At 67.0% G+C, this 17,446-nt stretch carries 15 protein-coding genes; 6 read left to right on the plus strand and 9 right to left on the minus strand.

Translation table 11 applies throughout. The features are described from left to right. The 7 genes from QOI01_RS31715 to QOI01_RS31745 form a co-directional block, all read right to left on the minus strand. Positions 1 to 1,178 (minus strand): cytochrome P450 (locus tag QOI01_RS31715; RefSeq protein WP_526387483.1); only part of this gene is annotated, 1,178 nt, incomplete at its 3' end. A gap of 822 nt (positions 1,179 to 2,000) precedes the next feature. Further along, on the minus strand, positions 2,001 to 3,743 hold the full coding sequence (locus QOI01_RS31720; protein WP_526387485.1) for a DUF2339 domain-containing protein: 1,743 nt from the start codon (positions 3,741 to 3,743) through the stop codon (positions 2,001 to 2,003). 56 nt (positions 3,744 to 3,799) lie between these two features. Continuing rightward, positions 3,800 to 4,426 carry a response regulator transcription factor gene (locus QOI01_RS31725; RefSeq protein ID WP_526387514.1) on the minus strand — a complete coding sequence of 209 codons (627 nt, stop codon included), beginning with the start codon at positions 4,424 to 4,426 and terminating at the stop codon, positions 3,800 to 3,802. Continuing rightward, complete coding sequence (macS, locus tag QOI01_RS31730) at positions 4,426 to 5,559, minus strand: MacS family sensor histidine kinase (RefSeq protein WP_526387487.1); 1,134 nt, start codon at positions 5,557 to 5,559, stop codon at positions 4,426 to 4,428. Before macS ends, QOI01_RS31725 begins: the two co-directional genes overlap by 1 nt. A 4-nt stretch (positions 5,560 to 5,563) precedes the next feature. After that, complete coding sequence (locus QOI01_RS31735; protein ID WP_526387516.1) at positions 5,564 to 6,316, minus strand: amino acid ABC transporter ATP-binding protein; 753 nt, start codon at positions 6,314 to 6,316, stop codon at positions 5,564 to 5,566. 8 nt (positions 6,317 to 6,324) lie between these two features. Further along, positions 6,325 to 7,278, minus strand: coding sequence for an amino acid ABC transporter permease (locus QOI01_RS31740; protein ID WP_526387489.1), 954 nt, complete (start codon positions 7,276 to 7,278; stop codon positions 6,325 to 6,327). Further along, positions 7,262 to 8,137 carry an ABC transporter substrate-binding protein gene (locus tag QOI01_RS31745; protein WP_526387491.1) on the minus strand — a complete coding sequence of 292 codons (876 nt, stop codon included), beginning with the start codon at positions 8,135 to 8,137 and terminating at the stop codon, positions 7,262 to 7,264. The genes QOI01_RS31740 and QOI01_RS31745 overlap by 17 nt, the downstream gene beginning before the upstream one ends. 232 nt (positions 8,138 to 8,369) lie before the next feature. Between QOI01_RS31745 and QOI01_RS31750 the strand changes: the two genes are divergently transcribed. The 6 genes from QOI01_RS31750 (at position 8,370) to QOI01_RS31775 (ending at position 15,117) form a co-directional block, all read left to right on the plus strand. Next, positions 8,370 to 9,005: an HdeD family acid-resistance protein gene (locus tag QOI01_RS31750; protein WP_526387493.1), complete on the plus strand. Its 636-nt coding sequence runs from the start codon at positions 8,370 to 8,372 to the stop codon at positions 9,003 to 9,005. A 79-nt stretch (positions 9,006 to 9,084) separates the two neighbouring features. After that, positions 9,085 to 10,533 carry a cytochrome ubiquinol oxidase subunit I gene (locus QOI01_RS31755; RefSeq protein ID WP_526387495.1) on the plus strand — a complete coding sequence of 483 codons (1,449 nt, stop codon included), beginning with the start codon at positions 9,085 to 9,087 and terminating at the stop codon, positions 10,531 to 10,533. Between the two features lie 10 nt (positions 10,534 to 10,543). After that, positions 10,544 to 11,578: a cytochrome d ubiquinol oxidase subunit II gene (gene cydB / locus QOI01_RS31760; RefSeq protein WP_526387497.1), complete on the plus strand. Its 1,035-nt coding sequence runs from the start codon at positions 10,544 to 10,546 to the stop codon at positions 11,576 to 11,578. Then, entirely contained in the window at positions 11,461 to 13,176 is a 1,716-nt protein-coding gene (cydD, locus tag QOI01_RS31765) for a thiol reductant ABC exporter subunit CydD (RefSeq protein ID WP_526387499.1), read from the plus strand. Before cydB ends, cydD begins: the two co-directional genes overlap by 118 nt. Before the next feature lie 52 nt (positions 13,177 to 13,228). Beyond that, positions 13,229 to 14,701 (plus strand): ATP-binding cassette domain-containing protein, encoded by a 1,473-nt coding sequence (locus QOI01_RS31770; RefSeq protein WP_526387518.1) that lies wholly within the window; start codon positions 13,229 to 13,231, stop codon positions 14,699 to 14,701. After that, positions 14,698 to 15,117 carry a DUF4190 domain-containing protein gene (locus QOI01_RS31775; protein WP_526387501.1) on the plus strand — a complete coding sequence of 140 codons (420 nt, stop codon included), beginning with the start codon at positions 14,698 to 14,700 and terminating at the stop codon, positions 15,115 to 15,117. Before QOI01_RS31770 ends, QOI01_RS31775 begins: the two co-directional genes overlap by 4 nt. On the opposite strand, the gene QOI01_RS31780 is transcribed toward QOI01_RS31775, so the two are convergent. Both QOI01_RS31780 and pyk read right to left on the minus strand, forming a co-directional pair. Next, entirely contained in the window at positions 15,074 to 15,955 is an 882-nt protein-coding gene (locus QOI01_RS31780) for an acyl-CoA thioesterase II (RefSeq protein ID WP_526387502.1), read from the minus strand. The genes QOI01_RS31775 and QOI01_RS31780 overlap by 44 nt on opposite strands. A 48-nt stretch (positions 15,956 to 16,003) precedes the next feature. Further along, entirely contained in the window at positions 16,004 to 17,422 is a 1,419-nt protein-coding gene (pyk, locus tag QOI01_RS31785; protein WP_526387504.1) for a pyruvate kinase, read from the minus strand. Between the last annotated feature and the right edge of the window lie 24 nt (positions 17,423 to 17,446).

The raw sequence follows: 17,446 nt of genomic DNA on the forward strand, positions 1-17,446 counted from the left end.
TATTGCCAGCGGTTACGGTCGCGGCTCTGCTCTGGCCCGAAGCGATCGGGATCAAACGACAGCGGGTCGCTCCACAGTGTGGGATCGCGCTGCACGGCCAGCCGCCCGACGATCAACATCGTTCCTGCGGGGACCCGGTAACCGCCCACGACCACGTCGCGGGTTGCCATTCTGCTACCGGTCGGCCCAGGCGGGCACAGCCGCAGCGACTCCTTGAGCACCTGCACGGTATAGCTCAACTGGGCCACGTCGTCGGGCTCCAGCGCCCGGTCGGGCAGCGCGGCCACTTCCCGAGCCACGCGTGCCTGGATGTCTGGATGGCGACCCAGCGCCCACAACGCGTAGGTCAGAGTGGTCGCGGTGGTGTCGTGTCCGGCGAAGAGGAAGACGATCAACTCGTCGGCGATCTCGTCATCGGACAGTGCTTTTCCGGTTTCCGGATCGGTGGCAGCCAGCAGAGCCTGCACCAGTGGCGCATCCGTCTCGGGGTCGGTACGGCACTTGCGGAGAATGTCGTGGGCCAGCCGGTGCAACGTGGCACTGGCCGACCGCGCCCGACGCCCCGCTCGGGTCGGAAGCCAGCGTGGAGCCCGCACGGCACGTAACGATCGGTCGGCGATGTAGGTCAACGCCTCGCGCAGCGGCTCGGCGATGTCTGCGACGTGATCAGTGAGGTCCAGACCCAGCACGGAGCGACCCAGGGCGCTGAGCGTCAACCTGCGGCACTCATCGTTGAGATCGACCACGGCATCGTCGGCCCACCCGGCCGCGACCCACTCCGCGGCTTCCGCCATGTGCCCACCGAAGGCGCGGACGTGCTGTCGGGTGAAGACGGGTTGCAACGTCCGTCGGCGCGGCAGCCATTCCACATAGGGCAGATCGAACAGGTTGGCGCCCATCACCCGCCGGAACTCGGACAGGACCAGAGACGTCTTGTCGACGGAGTCGTCCTTGACCGCCAGGATGTCGCGGATGCCCTCGGGTGAGGTGGCCAGCACCATCGGCGGCAGAAGCCACGACGGGCCGAGGCGGAAGCGCGAGATTGGACCGCCGGCGTCACGCAGCTCGTCCATGCCGGTGTGAAAGGACCGCAGTGCCTTGGCGCGTCGCCGATACGGAAGTGGATTCTTTGGGGGCAGAGGCAGTTTGGCGATGTCGATGTCTGGCGAGACGCTCACCGTGTCATGGCTCTCGTCGGCCCCGCGGCGTTGCCGGTGGTGGACAGATGGTCGATCTCGAGCCTCTTTGCTGGGGTCACGGCGTGGCGCAACCCCGCCGGCTCTACGAATCTCATGGCATGACTCCGGCTGCAGTAGCCCCCTAGTTCTTGCCCCGATTCTGGTCTTCCAATGGTCTGCATGGGCGCCCAACCGATTGCCAATCGCACTATTTGACCCTAGTGGCATACCGGACTTGGCGTGGCACCGCAGTGACGACCGCTGTGCTCGAAGTCCGTCAGATCTACAACACGTCATTTGCTGAGATTGCCGTTCTCCCCGCGCTTGGCGGAACCGTCGGCGACCTCGGCCGACTCCGCCGACATGGTCGCGGTTCCCGGGTTTCAACGGAGGCTGCCTTCACTACGAGCGGCACCGCGTCGGTGGTTGCCGCGGGAGCGCTGAAGGAGGCTGGCCAATTCGACATCGCCGCTGCGACAGCGTCGACGAACTGCTGATAGAGGTGCTGCGACGCATGCACGAACGCAGCAATCTGGTCGACGGGGGTGCCGGGCCCGTCGGGTTGGTCGGCTGCGTGGGAGTCGACGGATGCTCCGCAATCCACGCCTGTCGGCGGGCAAGTGGGGCAGCTCCCCGAGAACGGAATCGGGTCGTTGTCCGGGTGGAACGAGAACGCGTCGAAGTAGCTCCGAGCGCCTGCTGCAAGTATTTGCTGCACGAACGAGACGGGGTTCATCGTTCAGGGGCCGTCCTGCGTCGCGCCACCGCGCGCTCTGGCACTCGCATTTCCGTCTCGTGATGGGTCACGGAGGGCAGTTCCTGCTAGGTCTGCGGCTCGCGATCGTCCTGCTGGGCAAGGAGCCGTGCGTAACCCGCACCCATGCCCAGCAACGCCAGTCCCACGACGATGAACACCACCACGCGGAAGATGCCGTCCAATGTTCCGAGATCGAAGAGGAACAACTTGGCCATCGCGGCTGCGACGACGGCCATACCGCCGCCGATCGGCAACGAGCGCCGTGCCCGAGGGACCCTCGTGGCATAGCGAAAAACGCCTGCGGCCAACGCGATCCAACAAATCGTGGCCACGACGTGCCCGGCGAAGAAGCCTTGGGTCTGACCGCCCAACAGCACACCGGCCGTCACCACGAACTTCGTGATTCCGTACAGCGCGACCACCGCCGCCGTCGCCCACGACCAGTCCGCCCGCCACGACCACGCAACGGTGGCGGCAAAGGCCACCACGAGCACGCTGGCGATAAGCGTCGACACGGCGATCGGAGTGCTCAGTGCCGTTGCCCAGACCAGTGTCGTCAGCGGAGCGTAGGCGAGGTAGAACAACCCACCCACGACACCGAATCCCATTGCGCACCAACGCGCGACCCGGTTGCCACGACCCGCCACCGCCACGACTACCGCCATCGCGAGAAGCACGGGTCCGGCCACCGGGCCGTCGAACGCGACCGTCACGGCCACTAGGGCCGAGACCGCCGCCAGCGCCGACCAGACCGTCCGCACGGGCGCAGTGACCATCGGTAGGCGGTCACCCAAGAGCACGACCACGAAGAGCACCGCGGCGAGCACGGCGGCCAGCAGTGCCGCTACGATCCTGTCGACGGCCATCGACGCGGCCAGCACGGGCATCGTCCCCGCTGCGCTCAGTAGCGTCATCGCCACCGCGTTCTTCGTGTAGCGCAGCAGGATCAGCGCGCTGCCGATCGCCAGCACCGCCGCCAGGACACACGCAACGGCCAAAAGGGGTGACTGCTCGAGAGCCAGTGTGACGAGAAGCGGCAGCGTGCTGGCCGCCATGCGCGCGGCGTGCATGCCGACCCAGTCCTTCCCCAGTTGCACCGGCACGGACGCGGCGCTCAGCGCCAGCATGAACCCGACGAGCACGGGAGTGAATCCGTCGGCGACGACGGGCGCGAGGCCGATGAGCGGCACCAGCACCAGCAGGCCGAGATGCTCGGTGTCCCACCGGCGGGCCAACAACAGACCCGTGCAGCCGACGACGGCCGCGATCACCAGTCCGATGGGCGGCGACACCCAGTCATAGACGGTGGTCACTGCGATGACGTCGATGTATGCGGCCGCAATGCCCGTGGCGGCCAACGCCATCGCACCAACGCGGCCACCGGGCCGTTGCTTGAGCCGCCATGCGGCACCCACCAGTCCGGCGGCGAGAGCGGCGCCAGCGACGACCCGTACCTCGGGGCGCAGAATCCCGGCCTGCGCGGCGAGGACGAGCAGAAGCGCTACGCCGACGAGCGTGACGGCGACGCCGGCGACCGCGAGCGCCTTGCCGATCCAACCGTCCGACCGTGACCCCGAGGGGGTCGGATGCTGCGCAGGCATGGCGGGCTGGGCCGTCGGAGGCTGCTGGTAGGTGGGAGCCGGCCATGGCTGGGGCCACGGCTGGGTCTGGAGCTGAGGCTGGGCCGTTCGCTCAGCCACTATGCGTTCGAGCTGAACCAAGTCCGAGGTTGCCCTCGCCAGGTACGCGCCGATCACGGTGACGTCCGACGACAGCCTGGCGATGATGGCCTGATCCGGTTCGGTCATTTCGCCATGGTGGCAGCATCGGCGCACGTCCGGATGAGTATTACTACCCGACTGCGCTATTCGTCGAGGCCGTGCTCGATGGCGTAACGCGCCAGCTCGACGCGGTTGGCCACCTGCAACTTGCGGAACGTCGCCTGCACGTGATTCTCGACCGTGCGGTGGCTCAACGACAGGCGTTCGGCAATCTGCTTGGCGGTCAGCCCCTTCGCGACGTACCGCAGGATCTCCGTCTCGCGCTCGGTGAGGCTCGGCGTGGCCACTTCCCCCGGAGCGTGCGCCATCCTCCTGTATTCACCAAGGACGAGTCCCGCAAGGCCCGGCGTGAACACCGCGCGCCCCTCGCCGGTGGCGCGGACCGCGTCGGCGAGTTCGCCCTTCGACGCGCTCTTGACCAGATAGCCCGTGGCGCCGGCCTTCACCGCCTCGAGCACGTCGTCGCGTTCGTCGGAGGCCGAGAGCACCAGGACGCGCGATGCCGGCGACACCGTAAGCACCTCCGCGGTCGCGCCTGCGCCGTTGCCGTCGGAGAGGCGCATGTCCATCACCACCACGTCGGGTTTGACCACCGCCGCGCGGCGTCGCGCCGAGCCGACGCCGTCGGCCGTGGCAACGACCGTGAACCCCTCCCCCTCGAGGTCGCGGGCCACCGCGTCGCGCCAGATCGGATGATCGTCCACCACCATCACGGTGAACGTGGAATGGTCAGCTCCCACTCGGTCCCCCTTCCTGGCTCCGTACTCAGGCGCGCAGTGCCGCCCAGCCAATTCAGCCGTCCCACAATGGATTTGGAGATACCCACGCGGCCCTCCTCGACGGCCTCCTGCAGGCGGCCCGCCGGAATCCCCACTCCGTCGTCACGGACGCTGATCACGACCGAGTCTTGCAGATCCTCGAGCAGAACGAAGGCACGTGCGCCCGCACCCGCGTGTGCGACGACGTTGTCCAAGGCGTTCGTCACGGCCGCCTCGACCTCGGTGGCCACGGCCGGGTCGATTAGGACCGGGCTGGCGGGCAGGCTGACCGATACACGATCGGACGCGCGACTGCGGAGCACCGGAACCAGATCCGTCTCGGTGCCCTCCGGAAACCGGGCGCCGGCGTCACTCACCCACCGCCTCAACGCTCGCTCCTGTTCGCCAGCGAGTTCGGCCAACTCGGTTGTCGGACCGCCGATTTCGCGCCCGCGCCGGGCAACGAGCGCCAGCACCTGGATCGCGCCGTCGTGCACCTCTCTCGACAACCGCTCCCGCTCCTCGAGTGACGCCGCCAGTCTCGCCGCTCGCTGCAGGTCGGCGTGGGCGTGTCGGGCCGTCTGTGCGGCCAGGCCGATCGCCAGGCCGACGGCCAGTTCAATCACGACGGTGGCGTTGCGTCCGACGTCGAAGCTCACGTAGCCCTTCAGCGCCGCGCTGGCAGCCGTCACCACCAGCGCGACGACCATGCCCCCCAGCGGTCCGAGCAGGATCGCCGCCGAAATCGTGGCGTTGGTGGCCCACAACGTCGTCGGCCAGGACTGGTTGTCCAGCGCCCACTGGTCGGACGCGACGATGTCGGTGGACAGCATCAACCCGACGACCACCAGCACTTCGGCGAGCACCCAGGCGCGGCGCCGCCCGTAGCCGTGCAGGTACGCCGCCGCGCACGCCACACTCCACGAGATCAGCACCGCGAACAGGGCCCACCCGATCGCAGGCCGGTCGAGGTCGTCGTTGACGGCGATCTGAAAGCCCAGCGCGTACAGGCAACTCAGCAGCCGGAAGACCTGCGCGGCCCGCCACAGCGGGGTGGCGGGGTCGGGTGTGGGTGCCGCCGGCATGGGACTACATCACCTTGGACAAGAAGGCCTTCGTGCGTTCTTCCCTGGGGTTGCTCAACAGTTCGCGCGGGTCGCCGCTCTCGACGATCACGCCGCCGTCCATGAACACCAGCTGGTCTGCGACTTCGCGCGCGAAACCCATCTCATGGGTCACGACGAGCATCGTCATGCCTTCGGACGCCAACTTCTTCATCACCCCCAGCACTTCGCCGACCAGCTCGGGGTCGAGCGCCGAGGTCGGTTCGTCGAACAGCATCAGCTTCGGGTCCATTGCCAGGGCGCGCGCGATCGCCACCCGCTGCTGTTGACCGCCGGACAGCTGCGCGGGGTAGGCCTCGGCCTTCTCCGACAACCCGACCTGGTCCAGCAGGTCGCGGGCCCGCGCGAGTGCCGTCGCCTTCTTGACGCCCTTCACTTGGATCGGGGACTCCATGATGTTCGCCAGCGCCGTGCGGTGCGGGAACAGGTTGAAGTGCTGAAAGACCATCCCGATGTCGCGGCGCTGCTTGGCGGCGTCGCGCGGCGCCATCTCGTGAAGTTTGCCGCTCCGCTCCCGATAGCCGATCAGATCACCGTCGACGTAGAGCCGGCCCGCGTTGACCTGCTCGAGATGGTTGATGCAGCGTAGGAAGGTTGACTTACCCGAGCCGGACGGGCCGACGATGCACAACACCTCGCCGCGCTTCACTTCCAACGTGACGCCCTTGAGGACGTTCAGCGCTCCGAAGCTCTTGCATACCTGTTCGGCGCGGACCATGACATCGGTCATCCCTTCGCCTCTCCCAACTGCGCCTTGGCCAGCGCCTCCAGTTGCTTGGTGGTGAGCTTGCGCGACGCGCCTCGGGAGAAGTACCGCTCCAGGTAGAACTGGCCCACCATCAGAACGCTGGTGACGGCCAGGTACCAGGTCGCCGCGACGAGCAGGAGTGGGATCGGCTCGAAGATGACTCCAGCGATGTCGCGGGCACGACCGTACAACTCCAGGCTGTAGGGCACCGCGGTGACCAGTGACGTGGTCTTCAGCATGCTGATGAACTCGTTACCGGTCGGCGGGATGATCACCCGCATCGCCTGGGGAAGAACGGTGCGCCGCATGGTCATCGCCCATGACATCCCCAGCGCGGTCGACGCCTCCGTCTGGCCCTCGGGGACCGAGCTGATACCGGCGCGGATGATCTCGGCCATGTAGGCCGCTTCGTTCAGGCCGAGGCCGACGGTCGCCAGGATGAAGCTGATCGAGAGACCCTGCAGGTTGACGTGCAGCAGCGACGGTCCGAACGGCACGCCCAGCTGAATGTTCTGATAGATCGTCGGGAACAGGCCCCAGAACACCAACTGCACGTAGACGGGGGTGCCGCGGAAGATCCACAGGTACACCCATGCCACCGACCTGAAGACCGGGTTCGGCGACAACCGCATCACGGCGAGGAGGACGCCGATCGCCAACGCCAACGCCATCGAATAGATGGTCAGCTGCAACGTGTTCCACGCGGCAGCCGAGATGCGGGCGTCGAACAGGTACTTCGAGTACGTCGACCAGCCGTACGCCTTGTTCGTGGCGGCCCCATAGAGGAAGAGCCCGAGCAGGGCGACGATGACGGCCGCCGCCACCCAGCGCCACGGATGGCGCAGCGGAATCGCGTCGATACCTTGCGGCGCGTCGGGTGGCGGCGGTGCGTCAACAGTCACTAGTCGTTCCGATTCAGCTGACCGCGCCATTGATCACGGGCTTGTCGATCATGCCCTGCTCGACGCCCCAGTTGGTCGCGATCTGCTTGTAGGCGCCGGTCTCGATGAGGTGCTGCAGGGCCTGTAGCAGGGACTGCGCGAGCGGCGAGCCCTTGGCCACCGGCCAGCCGTATGGTGCCGAGTCGAAGATCTCGCCGGCCTGTTCGAGCTTGCCGTTGCTCTGCTTGATCGCATACGACGTCACCGGGGAGTCCGCTGACATCGCGTCGGCCTGCCCCAGGATGACGGCGTTGGTCGCCTGGTCCTGACCGTCGAACTTCAGGATCTCGATGGCCGGCTTGCCGCCATCGGTGCACGCCTTGCTCTTCGCGGGCAACTCATCGGTCTCCTGGACCGTGGTCGCCTGAACGGCGACCTTCTTTCCGCATGCGTTGCTGGGATCGATCGCCGTCCCCGGGCGCTGCGCCCACAAAGATCCCGCCGAGAAGTAGGTGACGAAGTCGACCGACGCCTCGCGCTCCTTGGTGTCGGTGAACGACGACATGCCGACATTGAAGGTGTTGCCCTGGATCGAGGGAATGATCTTGGCGAAGTCGGCCTCGCGGTATTCGGGGGTCAACCCCAGAGTCCCTGCTATGGCGTTCATCAGGTCGACGTCGAAGCCGATGATCTTGCCGCTGGGATCCTTGAACTCGTTGGGCGTGTAGGGAACGTTGACGCCGACGATCAACTTGCCCGAGGACTTGATGGCCTCGGGGACGGTATTTGCGATGGAATCGACCTTCTCGGCCGAGGCGGCCGTCGTGCTGGTCGTCGGCCCGCTCGTGTCCTGATTCTTCGCGCACCCCGACAAGACCATGGTTCCGGCCGCGGCTACGGCCACGGCCATTTGCCACCACTTCTTCCGCGTATGTTCTTGACACCCAATCGACACGTTGCCCCTACTTTCTGCATCGGGCCGCCTTCACTCTTCAACGAGGCGACGACGTGAAGGGAACACTAGCGGGGAGGCTGCGCTCTAGTAGGTGAAACTTAACGCTGGTCTCCGATCCGCGCTGTCCGAAGCGACAACGCCGGTGAATCATGGTCCGACCAGGGGGCATTGTGCGACACTTCCTCCGGTGACGACCCCTACGCCCCCAAGTCTGTTGCCGCACCTGTGGAAATCGGCCGCCGTGTCGGGTCTGCTGGCAGTCGCCCTTGGCATCGCCATCGTGGTGTGGCCCGCGATCTCGATCGTGATCGCAGCCATCTTCTTCGGCGCCTGCCTCCTGGTCAACGGCATCCAGCAGGTTTTCTTCGCGTTCAGCCTGCAGGTGTCCGCCGGCGGGCGGGTACTGCTGTTCATCAGCGGCGCCGCTTCGCTGATTCTGGCGATCATGGCGTTCCGGCATCTCGGCGATGCTGTTCTGCTGCTGGGCATTTGGATCGGCGTCGGCTTCATCTTCCGTGGCGTGGCCACGACGGTGTCGGCCATCAGCGACCCGACGCTTCCCGGCCGCGGGTGGAACACCTTCGTCGGCATCATCAGCTTGATCGCCGGCGTCGTCGTTCTGGCTTCGCCGTTCGATTCGATCGGCACGCTGGCGTTCGTCGTGGGCATTTGGCTGATCGTCATCGGCGTCATGGAGGTCGTGTCGGCGTTCGCGATTCGCAGAGCGACGAATCTGGTGTCCGAGGCCAGGACCCACGAGTCCGTCGACCCCACGCCGGCGTCGACCCCCGAGCCGACGAAGTCCGAGGGCGCCGGCACCTGAAATATGTCCTGGCCTGGCGGCGAAGTATCTACTACGCTATGTCGTAGTTGATACCGGCAGCCCCGGGGAGATGGTGGACGTGAACGCACTCGACGTATCGAGGTGGCAGTTCGGGATCACGACCGTCTACCACTTCATCTTCGTACCGCTGACCATCGGCCTCGCGCCGCTCATCGCCGTCATGCAGACGGCATGGGTGATCACCGGGAACACCGCGTGGTATCGCCTGACCCGTTTCTTCGGCAAGTTGTTCCTCATCAACTTCGCCCTCGGCGTGGCGACCGGGATCGTGCAGGAGTTCCAGTTCGGGATGAACTGGAGCGAGTACTCACGGTTCGTCGGCGACGTGTTCGGCGCCCCACTGGCCATGGAGGGCCTGGTCGCCTTCTTCTTCGAGTCGACGTTCATCGGGTTGTGGATCTTCGGCTGGACCCGTCTGCCCAGACTCGTGCACCTGGCGTGCATCTGGGTCGTGGCCGTCGCAGTGAACGCGTCGGCCTTCTTCATCATCGCGGCCAACTCGTGGATGCAGCATCCCGTCGGCGCCCGCTACAACCCAGAGACCGGGCGCGCCGAGCTGACGAGCATCGTCGGACTCTTCACGAACAACACTGCCACTGCGGCGTTCTCCCACGCGGTGGCCGGGGCCTTCCTGACCGCCGGAACGTTCGTTGCCTGCGTCTGCGCGTGGTGGCTGGTGCGGGCTCGCGACAGCGAAGAGGCCCGCACGATGTACCGGCCCGCCACGATCCTCGGCTGCCTGGTCGCACTCATCTCGGCAGGCGCGCTTGGCCTGACCGGTGATGCGCAGGGCAAGCTGATGTTTCAGCAACAGCCGATGAAGATGGCCTCGGCGGAATCCTTGTGCCACACCGAGACCGACCCCGACTTCTCCATCCTCACCATCGGAACGCACAACAACTGCGACAGCGTGTCCCACCTCATCGAGGTGCCGTACGTGCTGCCGTTCCTCGCCGAGGGCAGGTTCGACGGCGTGACCCTCGATGGCGTGAAGGACCTCCAGGCCCAGGACGAGGTCAAGTTCGGACCCGGTGACTACCGGCCCAACCTCTTCGTCACCTACTGGTCGTTCCGGGCGATGATCGGATTGCTGGCCGTGCCAGTCCTCTTCGCGATGGTCGCATTGTGGCTGACCCGCCGGGGGCGCGTCCCCGACCAACGCTGGTTCTCCTGGTTCGCTCTGGTCACCGTTGCGACTCCGTTCCTCGCCAACAGTGCGGGGTGGGTGTTCACCGAGATGGGCAGGCAACCGTGGGTGGTGGTGCCCAACCCGACCGGAGACCTGATGCTCCGACTGAACGTGGCAGACGGTGTCTCCAGCCACTCGGCGGGTGTGGTGCTGACGTCCTTGATCGTCTTCACGCTGCTCTACGCGGCGCTAGCGTGCATTTGGTTCTGGCTGATCCGGCGCTACGTGCTCGAGGGTCCCCTCGAGCACGACGCCGAGCCGGCGCCCCCCACCCCGCCAGGGGAAGACGACGTGGCGCCGCTGTCGTTCGCGTACTGAGGAGGCCGACATGGGATTGCAGGACTTCTGGTTCATCGCCCTTGCCGCACTCTTCCTGGGCTTCTTCGTCCTGGAGGGCTTCGACTTCGGCGTCGGAATGCTGATGGAATTCTTCGGGCGCCGGGCTCCGGCCGGCGAGCACGAACGACACAAACGGGCCGTACTGAACACCATCGGACCCGTCTGGGACGGCAACGAGGTGTGGCTGATCACCGCGGGCGGTGCCATGTTCGCGGCGTTTCCCGACATGTACGCGACGATGTTCTCGGGTCTGTACCTCCCGCTCCTGGCCATCCTCGTCGCCATGATCGTCCGCATCTGCGCGATCGAATGGCGCGGCAAGATCGACGACACCAAGTGGCGCAGCTGGGCCGACGGCGCCATCGCGGTCGGTTCCTGGCTGCCCGCCGTGCTGTGGGGCGTCGCGTTCGCTGCACTGGTTCACGGGTTGCCCGTCAACGCGCACAAGCAGATTGAGCTGTCCGTCACCGATCTTCTCAACGGGTACGTCCTCCTCGGCGGGCTTGCCACCGCCGGACTCTTCGCGTTCCACGGCGCCGTCTTCGTCGCACTGAAGACCGAGGGCGCCGTCCGCGACGACGCCGTCCGCTTCGCGGGCCGCCTCGCGCTGCCCGTGACGATCGTGGTGGCCGGCTTCGGGTCGTGGACCCAACTCGCGCACGGCAAGGACTGGACCTGGTGGGTGCTCGGCGTCGCCGTCGTCGCACAGATCTCGGCCGTCATGCTGGTGTGGAGCCGCGGCGGTGACGGCTGGGCCTTCGGCTGCACGGCGACCGTGGTCGCGGCGGTGGTGATCCTGCTCTTCGGCTCGCTCTACCCGGATCTGATTCCATCGACGTTGAACCCGGACTGGAGCCTCACTGCCCACAACGCGTCGTCTTCCCCGTACACCCTGAAGGTCATGTCATGGGCGGCCCTGATCTTCGCGCCGCTCGTGATCGCTTACCAGGCCTGGACCTACTGGGTGTTTCGGCAACGGATCGCCGCCGCCCGGATCCCGCCACCGATCGGTCTCCCGCGGTGACGCGGCGCCATCTGGCCGCATCGGTCTGCTGCGGCGTGGTCACCACGGGCGCGGCAATCGCCGGTGCCGTGATCCTTGCGCACGTACTCGCGGGCCTCGTCACCGATCCTGCCGCCCGCACACTGAACAACTGGGTGCCCTCTCTATCGGTTCTCGTGGCGCTGTGGACCATTCGTGTCTTGGCGCAATGGCTGCAGGCTCGGTTGAGCCAACGCGAAGCCACCGCCACGATCACCGATCTGAACCGGCGGCTGCTCACAGCGGTCTCAGCGCTCCCGCCGCGTGAACTCAATGCCCGGCGCGACGAGGCTACGGTGCTCCTGACGCATGGCCTCGACGGCCTGCGCCCCTACTTCACGCGCTATTTGCCTGCGGTGGTCCAAGCCGCCGTCCTCACCCCCGCCGCGGTCGCGACGATGGCCTTCTACGACCTGCAGGCAGCCGCCATCGTCGTGATCGCGCTGCCGCTGGTCCCCCTCTTCATGGTGCTCATCGGCCTCGTCACCGCCGAACGCTCCGCGGCGTCGCTGAAGGCGATGACCACGTTGCAGTCGCGACTACTCGACTTGATCTCCGGCATTCCCACCCTGCGTGCACTCGGCCGTGCCGACGGACCGGAGCACCGCATCACCAAACTCGCCGACGCCCATCGGCGTTCGACCATGGCGACGCTGCGGATCACGTTCCTGTCGGCGCTGGTGCTCGAACTCCTCGCCACCCTCGGAGTCGCCCTGGTCGCCGTCAGCGTCGGGCTGAGACTCGTGTACGGCGAAGTCGAACTGGCAGCTGGCCTCACCGCGCTGCTTCTGGCCCCCGAGGTCTTCTGGCCGTTGCGCCGCGTCGGCGCCGAGTTTCACGCCGCACAGGACGGCAAGACCGCGGCGGCGAAGTCCAACGCACTGCTGGGCGACACCGCAACGACCCACCGCGGAACTCGGACCCCCGCCAGCACGTCGATCCGCCTGCAGAACGTCAGCGTGACCAGCCGGAGCGGTGACGCCCCACAGCGGTTGTCCGCCGAAATCGAACCGGGGACGGTGACTGTCCTGACGGGACCCAACGGTGCGGGCAAGTCGACCGCACTGCATGCCATCCTCGGCCTCGTCGCACCGACGTCGGGCCGTGTGCTGATCGGCGGGGACGACGTCACCGAGATCGACGTTCGGTCATGGTGGGAGCGGGTAGCGTGGCTGCCGCAGCGACCCGCGTTGGTGGCCGGTACCGTGCGCGAGAATCTCGACCTGCTCGGCTCGATCGACGACCTCGAGACCGCCTGTCGCCGAGCGGGTTTCGACGACGTCATGGAAGACCTTCCCGAAGGCATGGACACCGTGCTCGGCCGGGACGGCACCGGCCTGTCGCTGGGGCAGCGTCAGCGACTCGGCCTGGCCAGGGCCTTCGGTGCTAAGCGGCCGGTTCTGCTTCTCGATGAACCGACGGCACACCTGGACGAGGTGCACGAAACCCTCGTCCTGCAGTCGATCCGGGACATGGCCCGCGAGGGCGCGTCGGTCGTGGTGGTCGGTCACCGAGAGTCGGTCCGTGCCATCGGTGACCGCGTGATCGAGGTCGGGAGCGACAGCCTTGTCCCGCACTGATCCGTTGGTCGCCGGCCTCTTGCTGCTGCGCCCCCGGCTGCCACGTCTGGCGATGGCCGTGGCGTTCGGCGTACTCGCACTCGGCAGCGCGCTGGCGCTCGCGGGAGTCTCGGCATGGCTGATCGCCAGGGCGTGGCAGATGCCGCCCATTCTCGATCTCAGCGTGGCCGTGGTGGCGGTGCGGGCCCTCGGCATCTCGCGCGGCGTGCTCGGCTACTGCGAACGGCTCGCCTCGCATGACACCGCCCTGCGCGCCGCGGGCACGGCCAGGGCGCATCTCTACCGCAGGTTGGCCGATGGGCCCGCCGACACCGTCATGCGGTTGTCGGATGGCGACATCGCGTCCCGCGTCGGGGCTTCCGTCGACGAGTTGTCCGACGTGCTGGTCCGCGCGGTGCTCCCCATCGCCGTCGCCACCGTTCTGTCCACCGCGTCCGTGATCGTCATCGCCGTCATCTCGCCCGCCGCAGGCGCGGTGCTCCTCGTCTGCCTCCTCGTCGCCGGGGTGATCGCTCCGTGGCTGGCCGCGCGCGCCGCCACCGCCGCCGAAGACGTTGCCGTGCGACACCATTCGGCGCGCGATGCATCCACGATGCTGGCCCTCGAACATGCACCCGAGCTCAGGGTGGCCGGCCGGCTCGACGAAGTGATCTCCGAGGCATCCCGCAGGCAGCGAGACTGGGGCGGCGCCGCAGACCGGGCCGCATTGCCCGCCGCGTTCGGCGCAGCCGCACCGGTGGCGGCGATGGGCGCCGCCGTCCTTGGCGCCGTCGTCGTCGCGATCTCGCTGTCACCGGTACTCGCCCCGACCACGTTGGCCATCCTCGTGCTGCTACCGCTGTCGGCCTTCGAGGCCACCACCGCGCTTCCTGCCGCCGCAATTCAACTCACCCGGGGCCGCATCGCCGCCAGACGACTGCTCGGCCTCACCGCGCCCGATCCGACGACGCGACTTCGACCTCCGATGAGGGCACCCGGCGTTCGCGGCGGTGACCGGTTGGCCGTCGTCGGCCCCAGCGGATGCGGTAAGACCAGCACCCTGATGGCGATCGCCGCAGAACACCGAAACCCCTTGACCGTAGGCTTCTTCGCCGAGGACGCGCATTTGTTCGACACCACCGTGCGCGACAACCTGCTCGTTGCCCGTGGCGACGCCACCGACCGCGAACTCACCGCGGCACTACGGTCCGTCGGGCTCCAAGGCTGGCTGGAGAGCCTGCCCGGCGGGCTGTCCACGCTGATGACGGGCGGTGCCGCATCGGTTTCGGCCGGCCAGCGGCGTCGGTTACTACTCGCCCGTGCGATCGTGTGCGACCTTCCCATCCTGTTGCTCGACGAACCCACCGAACACCTCGACGCGGCGGACGCGGAACGGATCCTGCGAGAACTCCTCGCCGAGGACGGACTGTTCCCAGCGACTCGCACGGTCGTCGTCGCGACGCATCACCTGCCGCTTGGCCTTTCGTGTCCCGTGCTCGACCTCGAGGTCCCCCTGGCTGGCAGCGACTACCCTCGGCGATCGTGACCGGCCCAAGAATCGGCTTCGCCCGCAAGAACGGGTTGGGCACGGCGGCGCTCGTCCTCGCCATCGTCGGGCTCGCCCTCTGCTGGTCGGTCCTTGGCGGCATCGGCTGCGGCGTCCTGGCGGTCGTCCTCGGACTCCTCGGCCGCGGGCGGGCGTCGCGGGGCGAGGCCGACAACGGCGGAATCGCCACTGCCGGAATCGCACTCGGCGTCCTGGCAGTCGTCGTGTCGCTGGCCTTCGTGGTGATCTGGTGGTTCGCGTGGCGAGACGTCGGCGGCACGGAGTATCTGGATTGCGCGGTGCGCGCCGGAAATGATCAGCAGGCGATGAACGGCTGCACGGACAAGTGGCTCGACCAGGTTCAGAAGAGGTTCAGCGTGACCCCGACGACGCAGCCGACCCTGGGAAGTACTTGACGATTCCCTCTTGAACGACGGTGGCCACCACCAGCCCCTCCCGGTTGAAGAAGTGTCCGGTGCCCAGCCCCCGCGACTCCGCGGCCACCGGCGACGACGTCGAGTACAGCACCCACTCGTCGAAGTGCACCCGGCGATGAAACCACACCGAGTGGTTCATCGAGGCGGCGAAGATGCGGTCGAACCCCCACGACAGGCCGTGGCTGGTGATGATCGAGTCGAGCACGGTGGTGTCCGACGAGTACACCAGCGCGGCGGCGTGGATCACCGGGTCGTCGGGCATCTCGCCCTTGGCCGTGAGCCACACCCGGTTGTGGGCGAGTCGCTCCCCCTTGTCCCGCATCACCCACGCCGGATCGTTGGTGTAGCGCCACTCGATCGGCTTGAGCGCGGCGACGAAGTGCGGCACCGTCTCCTCGTAGCCGACCAGGAGGTCCTCGATCCGAGGAACCGAGAGCGGGTCCGCCACGTCGGGTGCTTCGACACCGTGTTCGAGACCGCGCCCTCCCGCCATGTGGGACACCAACGCCGACGCCAGCAGCGCGTCACCCTGCATGACGTCCACCCGCCGATTTGCGAAGCGGCGTTCGTCGCGAAGCCGCACGACGTTGAAGTCGAGATTCCGCTGCGGGTCACCGCCCGCGATGAAGTGCACCGACAGGGTGCTCGGTGGCAGGTCGTGCTTCAGAGTTCGACTGGCCGCGACGAACGCCTGCGCCATCATCTGGCCGCCGAACGTGCGGATGGGGTTCTTGCTCGGATGCGAGCCCGTGAACGTGTCTTCGTCGACGCGGTGGAGGTCGAGTACCGACAGCAGCTCCTCGAGGTCTCGACTCATCGCTCTTCGCGCAAGCGCTCATCGAAACCGGCCGGCACGTTGTCTCCCCTAGTGGTCGTCCTCGCCGATCCGGTGCACGTGGATCAGGTTGGTCGAGCCTACTGTCCCCGGCGGTGCGCCAGCCACGATGACCACCAGGTCGCCACGCTTGTAGCGGCCGAGCGCCAGAAGTGACTCGTCGACCTGGCGGATCATGCCGTCGGTGGTCTGGATGTGCGGAACGATGAATGTCTCGGTACCCCAGGTGAGGGCCAACTGGCTGCGGACCTCGGGCAGCGGCGTGAACGCCAGCAGCGGCAGCGGCGTGTGCAACCGCGCCAGGCGCTTGAGCGTGTCACCCGACTGCGTGAAGGCGACGAGGGCCTTGGCGTCCAGCCGCTCACCGATGTCGCGGGCGGCATAGGAGATGACGCCCCGCTTGGTGCGCGGTACGTGGGTGAGCGGAGGCGCGGCCGTCGAATTCTGCTCGACTGCGGTGACGATGCGCGCCATCGTCCTCACCGCCTCCAGCGGGTACTTGCCGACCGACGTCTCGCCGGACAGCATCACCGCGTCGGCACCGTCCAGCACGGCGTTCGCCACATCGGACGCCTCGGCGCGCGTCGGCCGGGAGTTCTCGATCATCGACTCCAGCATCTGGGTGGCGACGATCACCGGCTTGGCGTTCTCCCTGGCCATCTGGATGGCGCGCTTCTGCACCAGGGGCACTTCCTCCAGCGGCAACTCCACGCCGAGGTCACCGCGAGCGACCATGATGGCGTCGAACGCCAGCACAATGGCCTCGAGGTTCTCGATGGCCTCGGGCTTTTCCAGCTTCGCGATCACGGGCACGCGCCTGCCGATCTCGTCCATCACCTCGTGAACGAGTTCGATGTCGGCGGGCGAACGCACGAACGACAGCGCGACCATGTCGACGCCGAGGCGCAGGGCGAACTTCAGGTCGTCGATGTCCTTCTCCGACATCGCCGGCACCGACGTGTTCATGCCGGGCAGCGACAACCCCTTGTTGTTGCTGACCTTGCCACCCTCGGTGACGATGCAGACGACGTCGTTGCCGTCGACGTGGTCGACCGTCAGGCCGATGTTGCCGTCGTCGACGAGTAGGCGGTCACCCTCTGCCGCGTCCTTGGCGAGTGCCTTGTAGGTGGTCGAAACCCGGTCATGGGTGCCCTCGACGTCTTCGACGGTGATCCGCACCGTCTCGCCTGCCACCCACACAGTGGGGCCGTCTGCGAACCGGCCGAGCCGGATCTTGGGTCCCTGCAGGTCAGCCATGATGCCCACGGCTCGCCCCGTGGTATCGGAGGCCGCGCGCACCCTCTTGTAGGCGATTTCGTGATCGGCGTGGGCGCCATGGCTGAAATTCAGCCGCGCCACGTCCATCCCTACATCGACGAGTGCCTTGACCTGCTCATCCGTGGAGGTGGCCGGGCCAAGCGTACAGACGATTTTTCCGCGTCTAGTCACGTTGACTCAGCATAGTCGTTAATC

It is taken from the genome of Mycobacterium sp., assembly GCF_032162605.1.
Taxonomy (GTDB): Bacteria; Actinomycetota; Actinomycetes; order Mycobacteriales; family Mycobacteriaceae; genus Mycobacterium.

Coding starts and splice junctions, on each gene's coding strand:
- QOI01_RS31735 (WP_526387516.1), bottom strand. CDS start 6,316: ATGGTCCGCGCCGAACAGGTATGCAAGAGCTTCGGAGCGCTGAACGTC.
- QOI01_RS31780 (WP_526387502.1), bottom strand. CDS start 15,955: ATGAGTCGAGACCTCGAGGAGCTGCTGTCGGTACTCGACCTCCACCGC.
- QOI01_RS31720 (WP_526387485.1), bottom strand. CDS start 3,743: ATGACCGAACCGGATCAGGCCATCATCGCCAGGCTGTCGTCGGACGTC.
- QOI01_RS31770 (WP_526387518.1), top strand. CDS start 13,229: ATGGCCGTGGCGTTCGGCGTACTCGCACTCGGCAGCGCGCTGGCGCTC.
- QOI01_RS31740 (WP_526387489.1), bottom strand. CDS start 7,278: ATGGCGCGGTCAGCTGAATCGGAACGACTAGTGACTGTTGACGCACCG.
- macS (WP_526387487.1), bottom strand. CDS start 5,559: ATGCCGGCGGCACCCACACCCGACCCCGCCACCCCGCTGTGGCGGGCC.
- cydB (WP_526387497.1), top strand. CDS start 10,544: ATGGGATTGCAGGACTTCTGGTTCATCGCCCTTGCCGCACTCTTCCTG.
- QOI01_RS31725 (WP_526387514.1), bottom strand. CDS start 4,426: ATGGTGGTGGACGATCATCCGATCTGGCGCGACGCGGTGGCCCGCGAC.
- cydD (WP_526387499.1), top strand. CDS start 11,461: ATGGGCGGCCCTGATCTTCGCGCCGCTCGTGATCGCTTACCAGGCCTG.
- QOI01_RS31745 (WP_526387491.1), bottom strand. CDS start 8,137: ATGGCCGTGGCCGTAGCCGCGGCCGGAACCATGGTCTTGTCGGGGTGC.